General features: G+C 62.9%; 13 protein-coding genes and 2 pseudogenes. 10 read left to right on the forward strand and 5 right to left on the reverse strand.

Annotated features, from left to right (window positions below):
- Nucleotides 1-3: 3 nt before the first annotated feature.
- Nucleotides 4-1,347, reverse strand: a complete 1,344-nt coding sequence (locus ACZYZ3_RS18060) for a glutamine synthetase family protein (RefSeq protein ID WP_463965180.1) — start codon at nucleotides 1,345-1,347, stop codon at nucleotides 4-6.
- A 144-nt stretch (nucleotides 1,348-1,491) separates the two neighbouring features.
- Here ACZYZ3_RS18060 and ACZYZ3_RS18065 point away from each other — a divergent pair, with 144 nt between their 5' ends.
- Together ACZYZ3_RS18065 and ACZYZ3_RS18070 are read left to right on the forward strand one after the other, a co-directional pair.
- Nucleotides 1,492-2,412 carry an alcohol dehydrogenase catalytic domain-containing protein gene (locus tag ACZYZ3_RS18065; protein ID WP_463965192.1) on the forward strand — a complete coding sequence of 307 codons (921 nt, stop codon included), beginning with the start codon at nucleotides 1,492-1,494 and terminating at the stop codon, nucleotides 2,410-2,412.
- 67 nt (nucleotides 2,413-2,479) lie between these two features.
- A complete protein-coding gene (locus ACZYZ3_RS18070) occupies nucleotides 2,480-4,006 on the forward strand; it encodes an APC family permease (RefSeq protein WP_463965181.1) in 1,527 nt (508 codons plus the stop codon).
- 807 nt (nucleotides 4,007-4,813) lie between these two features.
- Here ACZYZ3_RS18070 and ACZYZ3_RS18075 read toward each other — a convergent pair.
- Nucleotides 4,814-6,094, reverse strand: a pseudogene (locus ACZYZ3_RS18075) (FAD-dependent monooxygenase); the annotation flags it as partial.
- A 25-nt stretch (nucleotides 6,095-6,119) separates the two neighbouring features.
- Nucleotides 6,120-6,401: pseudogene (locus ACZYZ3_RS18080) on the reverse strand (FAD-dependent oxidoreductase); the annotation flags it as partial.
- A 152-nt stretch (nucleotides 6,402-6,553) separates the two neighbouring features.
- Here ACZYZ3_RS18080 and ACZYZ3_RS18085 point away from each other — a divergent pair.
- Together ACZYZ3_RS18085 and ACZYZ3_RS18090 are read left to right on the forward strand one after the other, a co-directional pair.
- Entirely contained in the window at nucleotides 6,554-7,156 is a 603-nt protein-coding gene (locus ACZYZ3_RS18085) for a TetR/AcrR family transcriptional regulator (RefSeq protein ID WP_463965182.1), read from the forward strand.
- Between the two features lie 138 nt (nucleotides 7,157-7,294).
- Complete coding sequence (locus ACZYZ3_RS18090) at nucleotides 7,295-9,442, forward strand: MMPL family transporter (RefSeq protein WP_463965183.1); 2,148 nt, start codon at nucleotides 7,295-7,297, stop codon at nucleotides 9,440-9,442.
- Nucleotides 9,443-10,457: 1,015 nt separating this feature from the next.
- On the opposite strand, the gene ACZYZ3_RS18095 is transcribed toward ACZYZ3_RS18090, so the two are convergent.
- The gene (locus ACZYZ3_RS18095; protein ID WP_463965184.1) at nucleotides 10,458-10,997 is read right to left on the reverse strand and encodes a DUF6448 family protein; all 540 of its coding nucleotides are present in this window, start codon (nucleotides 10,995-10,997) and stop codon (nucleotides 10,458-10,460) included.
- A 1,270-nt stretch (nucleotides 10,998-12,267) separates the two neighbouring features.
- Here ACZYZ3_RS18095 and ACZYZ3_RS18100 point away from each other — a divergent pair.
- From ACZYZ3_RS18100 to ACZYZ3_RS18125, 6 genes are all read left to right on the forward strand, one after another.
- Nucleotides 12,268-13,191, forward strand: coding sequence for a LysR substrate-binding domain-containing protein (locus ACZYZ3_RS18100; RefSeq protein ID WP_463965185.1), 924 nt, complete (start codon nucleotides 12,268-12,270; stop codon nucleotides 13,189-13,191).
- Nucleotides 13,188-14,288 carry a mandelate racemase/muconate lactonizing enzyme family protein gene (locus tag ACZYZ3_RS18105; protein WP_463965186.1) on the forward strand — a complete coding sequence of 367 codons (1,101 nt, stop codon included), beginning with the start codon at nucleotides 13,188-13,190 and terminating at the stop codon, nucleotides 14,286-14,288. Before ACZYZ3_RS18100 ends, ACZYZ3_RS18105 begins: the two co-directional genes overlap by 4 nt.
- A 60-nt stretch (nucleotides 14,289-14,348) precedes the next feature.
- Nucleotides 14,349-14,627, forward strand: coding sequence for a muconolactone Delta-isomerase (gene catC, locus ACZYZ3_RS18110; RefSeq protein ID WP_463965187.1), 279 nt, complete (start codon nucleotides 14,349-14,351; stop codon nucleotides 14,625-14,627).
- A gap of 191 nt (nucleotides 14,628-14,818) precedes the next feature.
- Entirely contained in the window at nucleotides 14,819-15,667 is an 849-nt protein-coding gene (gene catA, locus ACZYZ3_RS18115) for a catechol 1,2-dioxygenase (RefSeq protein ID WP_463965188.1), read from the forward strand.
- A 135-nt stretch (nucleotides 15,668-15,802) separates the two neighbouring features.
- Nucleotides 15,803-16,387, forward strand: coding sequence for a flavin reductase family protein (locus ACZYZ3_RS18120; protein ID WP_463965189.1), 585 nt, complete (start codon nucleotides 15,803-15,805; stop codon nucleotides 16,385-16,387).
- A 69-nt stretch (nucleotides 16,388-16,456) separates the two neighbouring features.
- A complete protein-coding gene (locus ACZYZ3_RS18125) occupies nucleotides 16,457-18,073 on the forward strand; it encodes a 4-hydroxyphenylacetate 3-hydroxylase family protein (protein WP_463965190.1) in 1,617 nt (538 codons plus the stop codon).
- A 264-nt stretch (nucleotides 18,074-18,337) separates the two neighbouring features.
- On the opposite strand, the gene ACZYZ3_RS18130 is transcribed toward ACZYZ3_RS18125, so the two are convergent.
- On the reverse strand, nucleotides 18,338-18,672 hold a 335-nt coding region (locus ACZYZ3_RS18130; protein WP_463965191.1), incomplete at its 5' end, for a hypothetical protein.

Genomic DNA, 18,672 nt, shown 5'->3' on the forward strand with positions numbered 1-18,672 from the left:
CCACTAGAGAATGTCGTGATAGCGGTTGAACTCCCAGTCAGTGACGTGGGCAGCGAAGGCAGCCAACTCGACCCTCTGCATCGCAGTGAAGGTGTCCACGAAGATTTCGCCGAAAGCCTCCTTGGTGAACGGGCTGCTTGAGAATATAGTCACGGCCTCATCCAGAGTTGACGCTACTCTCTGGAGCCTGGGATCGAGGTGAGGGTCGCCGACGGAGATGGACTGCAGCGGCAAATCATTATTCAGCCCGTCCAGGCCCGCGCGGAGGTAGCCTTGGGCGACCAGATAGGGGTTGGCATCCGCGGCGGCCCAGCGGACCTCCAGTCGCGTTCCTCGGCCGGCATTGGTGATGCACCGGACCCCCACCATGCGGTTATCCAGGCCCCAGCACACCTGTGTGGGTGAGAATGAGTAGTCCACGATGCGCTTGTAGTCGTTGACGGTAGGAAGCGCGATCGCCTGGAGCTCCAACTGGTGCGCGACAAGCCCGCTCAGGTAGCGGCGCATCACGTCCGAGTGCACCGGGTCTGTGTTGTCCTTCGTCGAGAAGACATTGACTCCGTCGCTGTCCCACAGGCTTTGGTGTACGTGAAGTCCGCTCCCGGCGCCTCCATTGATGGGCTTGGCCATGAACGTGGCGTTGTAGCCGTGTTGCCGCGCCACTTGGCGCACGATGTGGCGGAAGAGGATGGTGTTGTCCAGCATGGTGAGGGCATCGCAGTATTTCAGGTTAATCTCAACCTGAGACTGGCCGTATTCTACGTTGCTGGCTTCTACCGTGATCCCGGAGGCTGTGAGTGCGGTACGGATGGCGCCGATAACGGGCTCAAGTTCGTTCGCGCGGTCCAAGGAGTAGCAGTAAGACTTGTCGGAAATGGGCCGCCAGTCGCTGGTGAAGAGATGAAATTCCAGTTCGGTGGCCATGTCCACGCGGTATCCCAACGCTTCGAACTCGTTGAGGGTGTCCTTTACCATTCCCCGACCGTCCATGGGGATGCGCTCGTGGGTCTTGGGATCGTGCATGTCGCACATGACCGTCGCCATGCCCGTCGTCCAGCCTGCCACCCGGAATGAACGGAGGTCAGGCACGGCGTGCATGTCGGGATACTCACCGTTCTCGGGAGACCAGGGCGTGGGGTGGACGTCGCTGCGCATATCCCAGGAGAAGGCTACGTTTGCGATGGAAAAGCCCGCGCCCGTCAGGAACTGTTCAAGGGGCAGCATCTTGCCGCGCGGCATCCCCCACGTATCCGTGAAGACACATTCAACAGTGTGGATCCCGCGTTCCTGCGCCATCTTCGCGCAGTCCTCCAGAGTGGACGGCGGCGTCCAAACAGTGGCTTTCATAAGGTTCCTCGATCTCTTACTAGATATTCGACTTTTGATCAGTGTAATCTAAATCACTAGGTAGCGTATCCCGTATACCGAATATGAACGGAGATCCTCTTGAAGTCAATAGTCGTGAACAGTCCTCACTCCCCGTTGGAACTCGTGAACCGGGAGATCCCGGCACCGCGCGGGCCGGGGGAAGAAGTGATCCGCGTTCTGGCCTGCGGGGTGTGTCACTCTGACCTGCATGTAGCCGATGGTGATTTTGGAGGACCTTACCCTGTGGTGCTGGGACATGAAGTGGTGGGCGAACACCATGAATTGGGCCGTGTTCTGCTCTACGCCCCGTGGGGGTGCGGCCGGACAGAGTGTCGCCAGTGCTCATCAGGCTTGGAGATGATCTGCCCGAACGGACGCGAAGCGGGCATAGTCTCAGACGGCGGCTACAGCGAGTACATGCGGGTCCCCAAACGGGAGTACCTCGTCCCCATCGGGGATATGGATCCGGCTTCAGCTGCCCCGCTGGCCTGCGGCGGGCTCACAGCCTTCCGCGCCGTCAAGCGGGCGCTTCCCCATCTGCAGGGCAGGACTTCCAGGGCGATCGTCGTTGGGGCAGGCGGACTGGGCCAGTTCGCCATTCAGTTCCTCAAGGCCCTAACTGACACAGAGTTGACCGTCGTCGACACGTCAGCCGAAAAATTGGAGGCGGCCAGCGGCCTTGGCGCCGACGTGACATGCGGCGTCGAAGGGCTGACCGGCAAATACGATGCCGTCATCGACTTCGTGGGAGCGGACTCGACGATGGCAGCTGCGGCCTCAAGCATCGACCGGCAGGGCATCATTGTCGTCGTGGGCCTGTGGGGTGGCCGTATTGATTTCGGGGTCGGAGTCCTGCCCAGCGAAGCAGTTCTCACCACGAGCATTTGGGGAAGCCTGGATGAGCTCAAGGAACTTCTGGAATTCGCCAAAACTCATCCGCTGCAGCACACCGTCGAGCCCATCCCGCTTGAGAAGGCCCAGCATGCCCACGACCTTCTTCGGGCTGGCAGCATCAAGGGCCGTGCCGTCCTGGTCATGGAATAGGCCCCCGGCCTCCTTCGGTACATCCCAAATCAATCAATCGCTAAAGACACAAGGAAGTGGACTAGCAATGTCATCATCATCAGAAAAAGTCCTGACGGTTTCCCCAAGACCAGTCGAGGAGGCGTCAAACAACCAGTTGCACCGGAACTCGATGGGGGTTCCCGGGATCGTATTCTTCGTTGTAGCAGCGGCCGCTCCCATTGCAGGTATGACAGGACTCGTTCCGAGCACCATCGTCCTGGGCAACGGCGCTGCAGCCCCCGGAGCGTTCCTTATCGCCGGCATCATGCTGATGTTCTTTGCAGTCGGCTACGCGACCATGAGCCACCACGTAACTCATACCGGAGCATTCTTTGCCTATGTGGGCCGGGGTCTTGGCGCGCCCTGGGGTGTGGCCGCAGCTTTTGTCTCCGTTTTGTCCTACTGCCTGGTCCAGACGGCAATTTACGGATTTCTTGGGGCGACCGTCGCCCAGAAGATGACATCCGTCGGGCTGGATCTGCCGTGGTGGTTCTGGTGCCTCTTGTGCATCGGCATCGTTCAGGTCTTCGGCGTCCTTAATGTTGACCTCGGGGCCAAAGTCCTCGGGGTTCTACTCTCGCTGGAGATGGCGTCCATGATTCTCACCGGGCTTGCCGTCGTCTTCCAAGGCGGGGGACCCGACGGACTGGACTTCGCAGCATCCTTCAGCCCCGTAAACATTTTCCAAGGTGCACCAGGAATCGCATTTGCCTTTGCCTTCGCAGGTTTCATTGGGTTTGAAGCCACCGCCATTTATGGCGAGGAAAGCCGCGATCCCAAACGGACGGTTCCCCGGGCGACATATGCAGCCGTCATCATCATCACTCTGGTCTTTGCCCTGACGTCCTTCGCTATCATTTCCGGGGCCGGTTCCACGGACATCGTCAACAAGACGCTGGAAGTAACGGCCCTCGATGGCACACCTCTGGCCGACCCTGCAGCGCTGCTCTTCACCGTGGCCGGACAGTACGTGGGACCTTGGCTGCCCGAGGTCATGAGCTGGCTTCTCATCTCAAGCCTGTTCGCCGGTGTTCTGGCGTTCCACAATTCGGCCACCCGGTATTTTTACGCGATGGGCCGCTCGGGGCTGCTGCCTGCCAGCCTCGGTTTTACCGGCCGCTTTAAGACACCCGTACGTGCATCGGTACTTCAGACACTTATCGGCGTGGTTACGATCGTGGCCTTTGCCCTGGCAGGCCTGGACCCGGTCGTGACTCTCTTCTACTGGTTCGCTATCACCGCCATTCTCGGGCTGACGTTCATTCAGGGACTCGTCTGCGTCGCAGTCATCCGCTTCTTCAGGCAAACCCGGGCAGACACCCGCATCTGGAATACACTGATCGCGCCCCTTCTGGGACTGGTGTCCATCATCATCGCCGAGTATCTCTTGCTCGCAAGGTTTGGACTGATCAGCGGAACGGCAGGAGCGGACAGCCCGGCGTGGGAAATGAATGCCACCGGTTGGGGTCTTGTCGCATTGCCCTTTGGGACGTTCCTGATCGCACTGATCTATGGCTTCATTCTGGAGCGCAAGAAGAGCGACGATGAGGTCTTGAAAGAGTTCGTTTCCTGATGCTGGGCGCGGGACGGTTGCCTCCCCGTCCCGCGCCCATGTCCGTCGAGACGTGGCCACCCGGCCAGCTATAGGTCGTCTGCACCTGACCGATCGCAGCCCCTTCCAAACCCAGAATCAGGATCAGGATTGTTCCTCCGTCGGTCGTCTACGGTTCCACGTTCGACGAAACTGAGGAAGTCATCGGCGCACTGGTCCATCAGTGAGGATTCCTGCGGCTGCACCTCGGCAGGCGCGGCTGTTTGGGGGAGGCCTCTGGCGGGGAGAAGTGGGGGTGTGGACAGTGTCCACACTTTGAGTCTCGGACTGGGTCGTACTGGTGCCGGACTGGGCCGGATTCCTTATGTTTGGGCGGGAGTCCAGTGTTTGCAAGGGCTGGAACCCGGTTCGAGTCCCACCTCGGGCACAGTGTTTCCGCAGGTCAGGGACTTTTTAGTGCTTTTTTCGTGTGGACAGTGTCCACACTCTCGCCTCTGATCTGATGTTCCGGGTGTGTGGGGTCCCGGAAAGACCTATTTGGTTGTCTGGGGGAGCGGCTGCCTACGTCAGACAGGGTGCCGCCCTGTGGGGCTCCTTCTGGGAGTTCATCACCGTTCGTCCTTCCCTTGGGTTTTCGCTTTCACCATTTCATGGTGGCTAGGGCCGCTTACAGTATGACTTGCTGACGATTCTTTAGATCGACCGAAGGTTGCGGCCGGTCCGGAATTCCCACTCTGATACCTGTTCATGCAGGAATGCGGCGCGGCGAACGAATTTGCGCGAAGGGTCTTCTTAAAGTGAGAGTTTTGTTCAGCTTCATCTCACCCCCTAAGCGTTGGGGTTCGCGGATGCGGCCTTCCCGGCATATTCGGGCTCTCCGATGGATTCTGGGGAGGCGCCGCGAGCCGCAATATATCGGTCTGGGCGCACGAGCGCTATGTGTTTGTCGTTCGGCCTGGGGGCCGTGGTCAATGCGGGGAGTCCGTCGGCGAGGAAGACAATGGGTAATCCGTGCCATTGTGGAGCCGCAGGGTCGGGCGGGGTTTCTCCGGGACGGCCCCACACTACCCACGACCAGCCGGCCGGGCTTAGTCTGTCGTAGAGTCGTCCGCCGGCGGGCAGTTCCGGATTCGGCAGGCGCTGGCCGGCGCCGGGTGCGGTTGTCAAAGATCCCATGGAATAGGAGAGGTTGAGCATTCCTGCGGTGCGGCCAAGCTTCGCCTGGATGCCGGGGCGCGCTAGAATCCAGGGTGCGAGGCGTCCGAGCACTCGACGGATGGAGCTTCGGCGGGTGGTGAGTGCTGTGGTTACCCGTGCCACGCCGGTGACCATGCTTCGGGCCGTGTCCCGCCGCTCTGCCTCGTAGCTGTCGAGCAGTCTCTCCGCAGTCTCGGGGGAATCCAGGCGGTCGACCGCTGCCAGTTTCCAGATGAGGTTGTAAGCGTCCTGGACCCCGGTGTTGAGGCCTTGCCCGCCAACGGGGCTGTGGATGTGGGCGGCGTCGCCGGCGAGGAAGACCCGGCCCGCGCGGAAGTGGTTGGCCAAGCCATGGCTCAGATTGAACTGGGATGTCCACTTCACATCGTGGCAGCCGAATTCCAGCCCGGACCGCTGCCGAATCACCTCGTCGAGGAAGGCTGCGTCGACGGTCAGCTTGGACTCATTCGCTGGCGTCGGAACGTGTGCGATGATCCGCCAACGGTCCGGCTCCGGCATGGGGACGATCAGCAGCAGTCCGTCCGGATCCAGGTAGGCGTAGCCCTCGTTCTGGGTGATCGGCAGGGGGCTCTTGACGTCCGCCAGAATGAAGGTGGCGCCGGCTTCACGGCGGGTGAGCCGCAGTCCGACCTGGTCTCGCACCCTGCTGCGGCCCCCATCGCAGCCGACAAGCCAGCGCGCGCTGACATTTTCGATTCCGCCGTCGCGCGTGACCAGCGCCTGCACGTGATCGATACCGTCGTGAATCTCCTCGAGTGACGTTCCCCATTCCACGACACCGCCGAGGCTGTTGAGGTGTTCCTCCAGCACGAGCTCCGTCGCATCCTGGGGGATGGAAAGCCAGAACGGATATGCCGTGTCCCCCCAGGGAAGCCCAAGGAGGTCTATGCGTGTGGTCCGGCGCTGGGCGCCGGAATGCGCGGTGAGGGCCGCGAATGGGACCCCCCCGGGCGATCATCGCGTCCGCCACTCCCATGGTCTGGAAAACTTCGAGTGTGCGTGCATGAGTGACCAGGGCTTTGGAATGTGTTGAGCGCTCCGGCTTGTGGTCGATGACGCGCACGCTCAAACCATGACGAAGGGCTTCGCAAGCCGCAGTCAGCCCGGTCGGGCCGGCGCCCACAACGAGAACATCGACGTCAGCCGATTCGAAGGAAGCGGGTCGGGTAGGCGGATCCTGTGAGGGTTGAGGGTTCATTTGATAAGTCTAGCAACAAAATGAGACATAGCTGTCTCGTTTTTCTATGGAGAGGTGCGCTGTCCCTCTGGGCCAGGAATTGGCGGCAACGGCCAATCCCGGATGGCTTCGTCGCGTATGGTCGAGTTCAAAGCACTCCCCGGAAAGGCACCATGCCCAGCCCTAAACAGCCCGCGGCCCCGCGCATTGATGTCGAACGTCATCATCGGGCACTCCTTGCGGCCGCGGCCGACGAACTCTCCCGCAACCCCGACTCCTCCATGGCGGATGTGGCGCAGGCGGCGAACCTGACCCGGGCCACCCTGTACCGCCACTTCAGTAACCGGCAGTCCCTGCTCAAGGCCATCCAGGCTGAGGCCCTAGCGCGCGCATCGGAGACGCTGATTGCGTGTCGCCTCGATGAGGGGAGCGCACTGGAGGTCCTTGAGCGCGTGATCGACTCCCTGGGCAAGCACGGGATGCGTTTTCGCGTCATTCTGCTGAGGGCGCCTGACCAAAACGCGCGGTTCCTCGCCCAGCGCGACGAGGTTCTCGCCCCTCTGGTCGAGGTGATCCGACGGGGGCAGGGCGAGGGCGACATCCGCGCCGACCTGTCGCCGGAATGGATCGTCACGGCCATGGCTTCCCTGCTGATTTCGGCGGTGCGGGCATCGCCGAAATCAAAGCATTCCGATGCGGAGGTGTCCGACCTCATCTTCCGCACCCTGGCCGGCGGGATCGCGGTACGCGGCGGCGCGGGCGGTTCCAAAAACTAGACATCGCTGTCTCATTTCATCTAGTCTCAGATCAGGTGCTCTAACTGGTGCTGTCCGACTCCATGAACTGTGATGGGAATATCCGTGCTCTCTGCTCTCGCTCGTACGTCAACCAGGTACCGCTGGATAGTGGTCGCCATGTGGCTGGTATTGATCCTGGGGGCGGCGCTGGGCAGCCGCGCGGCCGGCGGGACCTTCAACAATGACCTGACCCTCGCCGGCACCGACTCCCAGGCTGCATACGACAGCCTCCGTGAGCAGTTCCCTGAGCTTGCCGGTGATGGCATGCAGGTCATCGTTCACAGCGCGGAAGCCGGGGAGCCCGTCACGGCGCCGTCAATGCGTGCCGCGGTGGAGAGCGCCGTCGCTACGGTTGCCTCGCTGGACGGCGTGGCTGCTGCCCGGTCGCCCTACGGGCCGCCCCTGCCGATGGTTTCCGGGGATGGCATGACGGCGATGGTGACGATCCAGTTCACCGACCGTGCCAAAGACATTCCGGTTGAGACGGTGACACAGGCGCAGGCGGCCTTCCAGGGCGTGCAGGATGCCGGGGGCCAGGTTGAATTCGGAGGTCCGGCCGCGCAGACCGAGTCCGGACCATCCGGCAGCGAGGCCTTCGGGCTGCTCGCGGCAGCCCTGGTGCTGCTGCTCGTATTCGGTTCGTTGTTCGCCATGCTGGTCACGCTGGCCACCGCCCTCGTGGCCCTCGGCGTCGGGCTCGCCTCAATCTCAATGCTCGCTTCGACGGTGACCATCGGCACGTCCGGTCCCATCGTTGCCGCCATGATCGGACTGGGCGTGGGCATCGATTACGCCCTGCTGATCGTGACCAGACACCGGGAGGGCATGTCCCGGGGACTGGCTCCCAACGAGTCCGTCGAAGCGGCCATGACCACCGCTGGCCGCTCAGTCCTCGTTGCCGGCGCCACAGTAATTATCGCCATTCTCAGCCTCTACGCCATCGGCATCCCGTTCGTCTCCTCACTGGGACTGGCCAGTGCAATTGTGGTCAGCGCCACGATGCTGGCCTCGGTCACCTTGCTGCCGGCCCTGCTGTCGATCTTCGGCCGGAACCTGGACCGGGTCAGGGTACGCAAGATCGGCAGGAAGACCCCCGCTACGTCGGATGCTGCCGGACAGCCTGATTCTTCCCCTGCGTCGGGGTGGCGCGGCTGGGTGGGAGGCGTCCAGCGCCGCCGATGGGCCGCTGCATTCGCCGCCATGCTCGTCCTGGCCATTCTTGCCCTGCCCCTGCTGTCGCTGCGCCTCGGTACCGCCGACGGCGGATCCCAGGCCCCAGACACCACCCAGAGGAAAGCCTATGACCTCATCGTGGACGGTTTCGGTGCCGGCTGGGCCGGCCCGCTGCTCGTCACGGTCGACTTCGGCGCCAACGCTACACCGGCGGAGAATCGGGCCGCGAGCATCGAACTGCGCGACCAGCTGGTGGCAACGGATGGCATCAGCGCGGTGACCCCGCCGCGGCTCGGGGCAGACGGGGCCACCGCGCTGTACACGGTGATTCCCACGAGTTCCCCGGATGACGCGGCCACAGAAACACTGGTCCATGACCTGCGCGATACTGTCCTGCCCACGGCGGTACCGGGCGCGGCCGCCCACGTTGGCGGCGCAACGGCGACCAGCATCGACCTGGCCGATACGCTCCTGGCCCAGATCGGCTGGTTCATCATGGTTGTCGTCGTGCTGGCCTTCATCGTTCTCCTGATCGAGTTCCGGGCGCCGTTCATCGCGGCCATGGCGGTCATCATGAACTTGTTCGCGGTGGGGGCCGCGTACGGACCCGTTGTCGCCGTGTTCCAGTGGGGATGGTGGCCCGCTGAACTGCTGGGGGTTGTCCCCGGCCCCGTCGAGTCGTTCGTGCCGGTCATGCTGTTCGCGGTGCTCTTCGGTCTGTCCACCGACTACACGGTGTTCCTGCTAGGCCGCGTGAAGGAGGAGCTTCACCGAACGGGTGATCCCGACCTCGCTGTCCGCAACGGCCTGGCCGCCACCGCCAGGGTCATCCTGGCCGCGGCATCAGTCATGGTCGTCGTCTTCGGGAGCTTCATGCTTAACGATCAGCGGACCGTCACAATGTTCGGCTTTGGCCTGGCCATGGCCATCGCCGTGTACGTGCTCGTCGTCATGCTGGTACTCGTGCCCGCTCTCCTCGCTATCGCGGGACGCGCTGCCTGGGGGCGGACCAAGCGCCACCCCTTGGAGGACCCCGCGGCCGAACCCGAGCGGGAAACGGAACCTGTCGCGGCAACTGTCGGACGGGGTTGAGCACAAATTAGGTGCAGGCTCGGTCGTCCACCCGTCTGGTCCACGACCGGTTACATAGGCATCCACCCTAAAACGTGCGCGCTATCCAGCGCCGCAAGGCCAGCTGCGGAAGGGAGGAACAAGTGGAGGTCCCACGAACGGCGGGGCGTCAGCTCCGTCGTCGGGGGCTAGGGACAGGAGCTTCTCAACGCCGGAAGGGACAATTAGCATCGCCCGCAAGTCAATGCTCGCCATTCTCGCGGCCTCCCATCGGGAGCATGCGGACTAAGACCCTTCACGCTGCCGACCTGCCAAGAGTTATGCCCGGAAAGCCTGCTAAGGCCCGAAGCATGGCCAGCAGGGAACAGGCATACCCGCAGCAGGAGAGGCGGCCGTACGCAGGAAGGCTGGAACTCAACGCCGCGGATGCTCAGATATGCGCTGGTATCGAGGTCTGGAACTCTGGGCCGACTGCTGAGTCTCACCCATGGGGTCACTCTTGACTGCTCCCGTTACCGCTCGGGCAGCGTTCTCCCAATAGGTGTCAGCGCTGGTCGGGGAGATTGTCATGAAGACTCTGTGTTGACGCGACGAAGTTCATCAAGCAGATCCTGCCTAGGTCGACAAAACCGCCACCATCAACCCGAGGACGCCACCACCGAACTGCTGGCCGTCCTTGACGAGCAGCGTGACCGGGTCAGGCAACGTATCGACTGCCGAACCCCCAAGCGCGACGTCATCACAAACGACATCGCCGTCATCAGCGGCACCATCACGAAGTTAACTGCTGCCAGCGATGCGCAGTAACCACGAGCGGTCCTTGCACATGGCGTCCCGGTGCGGTGACGGAGCACCCAGGTTCAGGCGATGCTGATTCGGCCAGCTTCTCTGGTGAAGGGCAGCCATAGGTGGCGTCACGATACGGCGTACAGCGCGCGTTCCTGTATAGGGTTTGCGAACGACCGCCCGATGGGTGGATGCGGGGGAGCGCGTTCAAGTCCTTCGGAGCGGGGCTCCGGGCCAGCGACCGGACATACTATCCGTGATGCTCGAGCTCGGGTGGCTTACTGTGCACGACAGCGTTTAGTGCCCGGAATACGTGGTCACTGTAGACCTCGAAGCCGAGCATTGCCTCAACATACTGCCGGGCATCTTCAGTGGAGCGGTCCTTGGTGGCTTTCAGGGTGTTGACAAGCTCGAGCCGCTGCTGGAGCTCGCTGCGCAACATTGCGCTCAGGAAGGTCCCGACTTCATCTGGTGAACCGGTCTCGACGGCACGTTCGGCAAGCGGGATGACCCGTCCGACTGAAAGCCCGGCAGGTTTCAGACCCGTGTACGGAGCGCCTTCTCCGGCGCGATGAATACGTACAATAGTTTCGAAAAAGAGGCGGTCCGCCACCTCCCCAGCCGCCTGGGACAGGCGCCGAACAGGCACTACCGTGTCGAACACGGCGCGGACCTCGGCTTCCCCCTCCGGGGGGACGAAGGGCAGGACGAGGTCGACGTCGGCAGCCTCGAGTGCCTGTCGCGCAGCGGCGACTACGGGGCCATCTAAGGAGTCGCAGTGCGGGGGCATGGCTCGTCCGATCTATTGAGCGCCATTTGCAGTTACGTGGGGTGGTCGTCCGCTTACGGTTCTCACTCTGATCCGGTGTAACGATCCGTCAGTAGGGTCCAAGGTCCCGACTCATCCACTGGGCGGGAGTCCCGTGTTTGCAAGGGCTGGAACCCGGTTCGAGTCCCACCTCGGGCACAGTGTTTCCGCAGGTCAGGGGCTTTTTGGTGCTTTTTTCGTGTGGACAGTGTCCACACTCTCGGCCCTGATCTGATGTTCCGGGTGTGTGGGGTCCCGGAAACGGCCTATTCGGTTGTGTAGGGGAGCGGCTGCCTACGGGGGACCGGGTACCGCCCTGTGGGGTCTCTTCTGGGTGTTCATCCTCGTTCGTCCTTCCGTCGGGTTTTCGTTTTCACCAATTCATTGCGGCCAGAGCCGCGTACAACATGACTTGCTGATTATTCTCCTTGGGTTGCGGCCGGTCCGGGTTTTCCGCTCTGATACCAGTTCATGCAGGAATGCGGGGGAACGGCATGACATGGCCATTGATCCGGAGCAGACCACGAGCTTGCTGAGCCTGGCAGTGTGGTATACGGAGTCGGCCACCAGATAACCCGCCGCCGCAGCCATCATTTTCGCTGTCATTGCCGCATCCGGATTCTGCGTATCCGGCGTCGCTGTTCTCGCTGTTTTGGCGTGGGAGCTGGCCACGTTGCCCTCAATCAGGTCATCAATACCTATTCCGGATCCCTTGCGCTGTCCAACCTTTTTGATGCCGTACTGCAGAGGAAGCCCAACCGCATTCTTATGGTTGTCCTGGCCGAAATGGCGGTTAGATCACAGCTTGAATGGCGGTTTGCCGTTCCGTTTACCGAACGCTAACTGTATGGCCCCGCGCCTGCCGGCCTCCATTCGGGTCTGACTGTCTGAGGAAGTCCGCGAGGGACCTTCTGCCCGTTGCGTTTGCCAAAGTTGGGCAGGTACTGCTGCAGGTGCCTCTGACACACGATAACGTCGATGTCCGGTGGACGTCCGAGGAGCGCGAACAGGCCCCTGATCGACTCAGGAATTGCAGCCGCTACCGCGGCGCCGCCGAACTGGGGCTCAAAGCGGCGACCGCCGACAGCCGGACCAAGGGCAGACGGTGACAACGTGGTACCGGTGATTACCGGGGCTTATTAGGACCTAAGCGATCCTAATCGTGGATAAATGGGTATTTCTTTTTACTAATATGCGCTCTTAGGCTTGTTTCTGCATGGCATTGCGCCAGCAGACCTACTGAGGGGCATCAATGGAGACGCGACATCTCAAGTACTTCATAGCCGTTGCTGAAGAACGGCATTTTGGCAGGGCCGCCGCCAGACTCCATATGGCGCAACCGCCCCTGTCCCAACAGATCCGGCAGCTGGAGGAACAGTTGGGCACCCCGCTGCTGGTCCGGACTACCAGAAAAGTGGAGCTGACGCCGGCAGGTCAGGTCCTGCTGGACCGGGGGCGAGTGATGCTCCAGGAGCTGCAAGTCCTGGAATCCGACGTGCGGCAGGTTGGCGAAGGCGCCACCGGAGTGCTCCGGGTAGGGTTCACCGGCACGGCCACATACCGGCTAATGCCCATCATCATCCAGGCCGCACGGCGCACCCTGCCCGGGCTCCGCATCACGGTCCAGGGCGAAATGCTGACGCCGCAGATGGAAGCTGCGTTGGAGGAGGGCAGGCTCGATGCTGCCGTCCTCCGCCCACCTGTCCATTCGGGGGCCATCGCCCTGAAGCTGCTGGAACAGGACCAGCTGGTGGCGGCCTTGCCCGCGGACTCGCCGCTGGCAGAGAAGGGAATGCTGGAGCTGGCCGCCCTCTCCGAGGAGGGCTTCATCGGATATCCCAGCTATTCCGCGGTCAGCAGCATCTTTATTGACGCCTGCCGCAAGGCCGGATTCCAGCCCCGGGTCGTCCAGGAAGCAAAGGAGACCTCCACGCTGCTCTCGCTCGTGGCCTCCGGTATGGGCATAGCACTCGTTCCCATGACATCGCGGATGTTTTCCTTCCAGGGCGTTGCCTTCCGGCCGCTCCGGAACCCCCCGCCGGTGGACCTGGCAGTGGCCTGGAACAGCGACAAGGAAACGCCGCTGTTGCGCGCCTTCCTCGCTCTCTTCGATTCCCTCCCCGCCAAGCAGCCCCCCACAGGTAAGTCGGCAGCCACCAAAGGACAGACACCGTGAAGATCGAACGTATCGAGGCCATCCCCTACGCCATCCCGTATGCGCGGCCGCTGAAGTTCGCCAGCGGAGAGGTGCGCGCCGCGGAACATGTGCTCGTCCGGATCCATACGGACACCGGTATCTGGGGGGTGGCAGACACTCCTCCGCGGCCCTACACATACGGCGAAACCCAGGATTCGATCGTCTCGGTGGTGACCAAGGTCTTCGCCCCGCAGCTCATCGGGCTGGACCCGCTGGACCGCTCCAAAGTCCAGCAGCTGCTCCGGCGCACGGTCAACAACCCCACGGCAAAGGGGGCCCTGGACATCGCACTCTGGGATGTCATCGGGATCTCGCTGGACACCCCGGTGCACAAACTGCTGGGCGGTTTCACCGACAGCATGCGGGTCTCGCACATGCTGGGCTTCAAGCCCGCCGCCGAGCTCCTCGAGGAGGCGCTGCGGTTCCGCGAAACGTACGGCATCGACACCTTCAAGCTCAAGGTTGGCCGACGGCCGCTCTCCCTGGACGTCGAGGCCTGCCATGTGCTGCGGGAAGGCCTCGGTGCGGATACCGAGATCTACCTGGACGCCAACCGCGGGTGGACGGCGAACGAGGCCATGGAGGTCCTGCGCCGGACCGAAGGCCTGGGCCTGTCCATGCTGGAGGAGCCGTGCGATGCCGGGGAGGCGATGGGCCGGCGTCGGCTGGTGCAGAGCTCGAGCATCCCGATCGTGGGTGACGAAAGCGTCCCCACGCTCGGCGATGTCTCCCGTGAATTGCTCTCCGGCGGCAGCACCGCGATCTGCATCAAGACCGCGCGCAGCGGTTTTACCGAAGCCCAGCAGATCCTCGGGCTCTGCGAGGGCCTCGGCGTGGACGTCACCATGGGCAACCAGATCGACACCCAGGTCGGCAGCCTCGCCACGGTCACCTTTGGCGCGGCCTTCGCGGCGAGCTCCCGTCGGGCCGGGGAGCTCTCCAACTACCTGGACATGACGGATGATCTGCTCGCCGAGCCGCTCACGATCAACGACGGCGCCATCCGGGTCCGCGAGGTCCCCGGCGTCGGCGCGGCCATCGACGCCGGCAAGCTGCAAAAGTACCGGCAGGACTAGGCCAGTCCTGCCCTGCCCCCGACGTTAGTCCTGCCCTGCCCCTACGTTAAGGAGAACCTCATGCTCTACCTGGTCCGCATGGACGTCGATATTCCGTTGGACATGCCCAAAGAACGCGCCGACGCCATCAAGGCGGAGGAACGGGAGTACTCCCAGGAGCTCCAGCGCGACGGCCGCTGGCCGCATTTGTGGCGGGTCGTGGGCGAGTACTCCAACTACTCGGTGTTCGACGTCGCGGACAACGACGAGTTGCACACGCTGCTGTCCGGACTGCCGCTCTTCCCATACATGGACATCAAAGTCACACCGCTGGCCAAGCACCCGTCCGCCGTCGAATAGCACGCACCGCATTCATATCGAAAAGCTTTCAATGATCCAGAAATAGGTATTTCCCCTCGCGCAATGAGGGGCCTACCGTGGAAACAGCACCGGATGTGATGCGCAGCACTAAGCGGCATCAGGCACGATATACCGGAACCCCGTTTCTGACCATGGTTCCGGACCAACCGTTCTTTGACAAGGGAGTCACCATGACAACGGAAACCCAAGCCACCGCGGCATCCTCGGGCGCGGGGGCCACCGCCCGCTTCCGGGAGAACAAGCACATCGGCGCCGGCACCAGCCAGGAACGCGTCAGCACCCTCGCCGGCCGCATCATCAAGGCGATCAACGACACCGTCCTGGATGAGAAAGTCACCTACGACGAGTACAACGCCTTCAAGGCCTGGCTCATCCAGGTCGGCGAGGACGGCGAATGGCCGCTGTTCCTGGACGTCTGGGTGGAACACTCAGTTGAGGAGGTCGCCAACGCCAACCGGCACGGCTCCAAGGGCACCATCGAGGGACCCTACTACATCCCGGACGCCCCCACGCTCAACACCCCGGCCACCCTGCCAATGCGCGACGACGAACCCGGCACCCCGCTGCTGTTCCAAGGCCAGGTCGCCAACGTCGCCGGCGAGCCGCTCGCCGGAGCGCTGATCGAACTCTGGCATGCCGATGACCTTGGCTTCTACTCCCAGTTCGCCCCCGGGCTGCCGGAATGGAACCTCCGCGGCTCCATCATTGCCGATGCCCACGGCAACTTCCAGATCAACACCATGCAGCCGGCGCCTTACCAGATCCCCACCGACGGTGCCTGCGGTGCCCTTATCGCCGCGGCCGGCTGGCACGCATGGCGGCCCGCCCACCTTCACCTGAAGGTTTCAGCGCCGGAGCACCAGCTCATCACCACCCAGCTTTACTTCGAAGGCGACGAGCACGTCGCCGACGACATCGCCTCGGCCGTGAAGCCCGAACTCGTCCTCGCCCCCGCAGAGCGCGCCGACGGCAAGGGCCGCGAAGTCACCTACAACTTCGTTCTCGACCCCCAGGACTAAAGCTCCAGTCCCGGGCCCGGGGCCGGAACACTTTCGACCCCGGGCCCAACCCAAACACCACCCCCACCCGCCGTCAGGCCGCTCGCCCAAAATTAGGCCGCCCCGGTAATGAACACCTGCAGAAAGGAGAAGTCGATGACTCAAGAAGTCATGGGCGCCATTGACACCCGCGAACTGCGCCACGCCTTCGGCGCGTTTGCCACCGGCGTCACGGTGGTGACCTGCCGGTCCGACGACGGCGTCCCCCACGGCGCCACGGTCAACGCCTTCACCGCAGTATCCCTCGACCCGCCGCTCGCCCAGGTCACCCTGACCCGGACCTCGCGTGCGGCCCGCTACCTCGAAGGCGCCGCCTTCGCCATCAACATCCTCTCCCTCGAACAGATGGATGTGGCTCTGCATTTCGCCGGCAAGGTCCTCGACGAGGAGCCGGAATGGACCCTGGACGGCAATGTCCCGGTGCTGACCCGGAACGCCGCCACGCTCGAATGCCGGCCGTGGAACATCTACGACGGCGGCGACCACATCATCGTCGTCGGCGAGGTCATCGGCATGGAAATCACCAAGCGGGAACCACTCCTGTTCTTCGGCGGCAAATTCCGCCAGATCGGCCGGCTCGTTGAGGGGGCCCCTTGGGACCACTCCGGTGACGCGCCCGAATCGGGCTGGTTCGCCGGCTCCAGCTCCTTCAAGCCGCTTCACGGCTCGACGCCGCACTAACCCGCATCACACCAAGCACGCCTGGAATTTCCTCACCGCTCAGATACCCCTCCCCTGAAAGGGACGATCATGACCGAAATTGTTGACCAGCCAGTTCCCGCCGCCGATTCCTCGGCGTCCTCCACGCCGTCGATGAGTGACAGAACGACGCCGGCGAATCCGAAGATGCCGATGACCGGGGATGAGTACATCAAGTCTCTGCAGGATGACCGCGAGGTCTGGATTTATGGTGAGCGTGTCAAGGACGTCACGACCCACCCGGCGTTCCGGAACTCGATCCGGATGGCCGCCCGGCTGTACGACGCGATGCACAAGCCCGAGCTGCAAGACAAGCTGATGGTGCCCACCGACACCGGGTCCGGCGGCAAGACGATGTCGTTCTTCCGCACCCCGCACAGCGTCGAGGACCTGAAGCAGGACCGTGTCGCGATCGAGACCTGGGCGCGGATGAGCTACGGCTGGCTGGGACGCTCGCCCGATTACAAGGCGGCGTTCCTGGGCACCCTGGGCGGCATGCCGGACTTCTACGAGCCGTTCCAGGAGAATGCCAAGCGCTGGTACAAGGAGTCCCAGGAGAAGGTCCTGTACTGGAACCACGCGATCATCAACCCGCCGGTAGACCGCCACCTGCCCCCGGACCAGGTCGGGGATGTGTTCATGAAGGTCGAGAAGGAAACGGGCTCCGGGCTGATCGTCTCGGGCGCCAAGGTCGTCGCGACCGGGTCGGCGATCACCAACTACAACTTCATCGCGCACTACGGGCTGCCGATCAAGCGCAAGGAATTCGCGCTGATCTGCACGGTGCCGATGGACGCGCCCGGGGTTAAGTTGATCAGCCGTGCCTCCTACGCCCATCAGGCCGCGGTGATGGGAACCCCGTTCGACTACCCGCTCTCGAGCCGGATGGACGAGAACGACTCCGTGTTCGTCTTCGACAAGGTCCTGATCCCGTGGGAGAACGTCTTTGCCTACGGAGACGTGGAGAAGATCAACAACTTCTTCCCGCAGACCGGATTCATTAACCGCTTCACCTTCCAGGGCGTGATCCGTCTCGCCACCAAGCTGGACTTCATCGCCGGGCTGCTGATGAAGGCCCTGGAGGTCGCCGGGACGCAGGACTTCCGCGGCGTCCAGACCCGGGTGGGGGAGGTCCTGGGCTGGCGGAACATGTTCTACGCGCTCATCGACGGGATGACCCTGAACCCGGATGCAGGCCCGAACGGCACCGTTCTGCCCAAGCTGGACTATGGCCTGTCCTACCGGATGTTCATGTCCATCGGGTACCCGCGGATCAAGGAAATCATCGAACAGGACGTCGCGTCGGGCCTGATCTACCTGAACTCCTCGGCCCTGGACTTCAAGACCCCGGAAATCCGGCCATACCTGGACAAGTACGTCCGCGGCTCGGACGGCGTAGAGGCCGTGGACCGGGTGAAGCTGATGAAGCTGCTCTGGGACTCGATCGGCACCGAGTTTGGCGGCCGGCATGAACTCTACGAGCGGAACTACTCCGGCAACCACGAGAACGTGAAGGCCGAGATCCTCTTCGCCGCGCAGGCCCAGGGCACCACGGACTACATGAAGGGCTTCGCGGACCAGTGCCTGGCCGAATACGACCTGGACGGCTGGACCGTCCCGGACCTGATCAGCAACGACGACGTCAGCCTTTTCCTCAAGCGCAGCTGACTTATTACCGGATGAGCGGCGCCACCAGTCCACGTAGGGAGCGCCGTTCACCCGGTAAAGAGGCATCGCTGGCCGGAGACGACAAAGACCCGACAATCCACACGGCATCCCGACTTCGATCTGCCCGCGCTGAGCCCCTCGGGCGGAGTTCAAATACGCGCAGCGTGGGCTGGCCGGTACGACGAGACTGAGGCGGACTGGTCCGTCCGGACAAGCACGTCGGCTGGCGCGCAGACCGCTTGCCGGACGATCCGGTAGGGCCCTCTACGGGGCCGTCTCCCAGATCTGAGCACTCGCGTGGCTGACTACGGGTATGGCGCCGGCGGACCAGATGATCACGGACAACAAGAAGGTCACGCTGGCCAAGGCGAAGGAGATCAAGGCGACTTTGAAGGCCCTTGCTCTGTCTTTGACTCGCCCTATGCCGAAGACGGCGGATATGACCCCGAAGGCGATCAAAAAGGGAACCGCTCTAAACAGCCAGTCACCCGCGTCGTCTCCTCCCGTTGCGGTTACGTCCCGTGGAGTGGTGTAGATCTCCGCAGTTGCGCGTTGCTCCGGTGACGTAGTGAGCCATCGTGCGATGGTCAGTGAGAACC

The sequence above is a fragment of the Pseudarthrobacter linnaei genome (genome assembly GCF_055412825.1).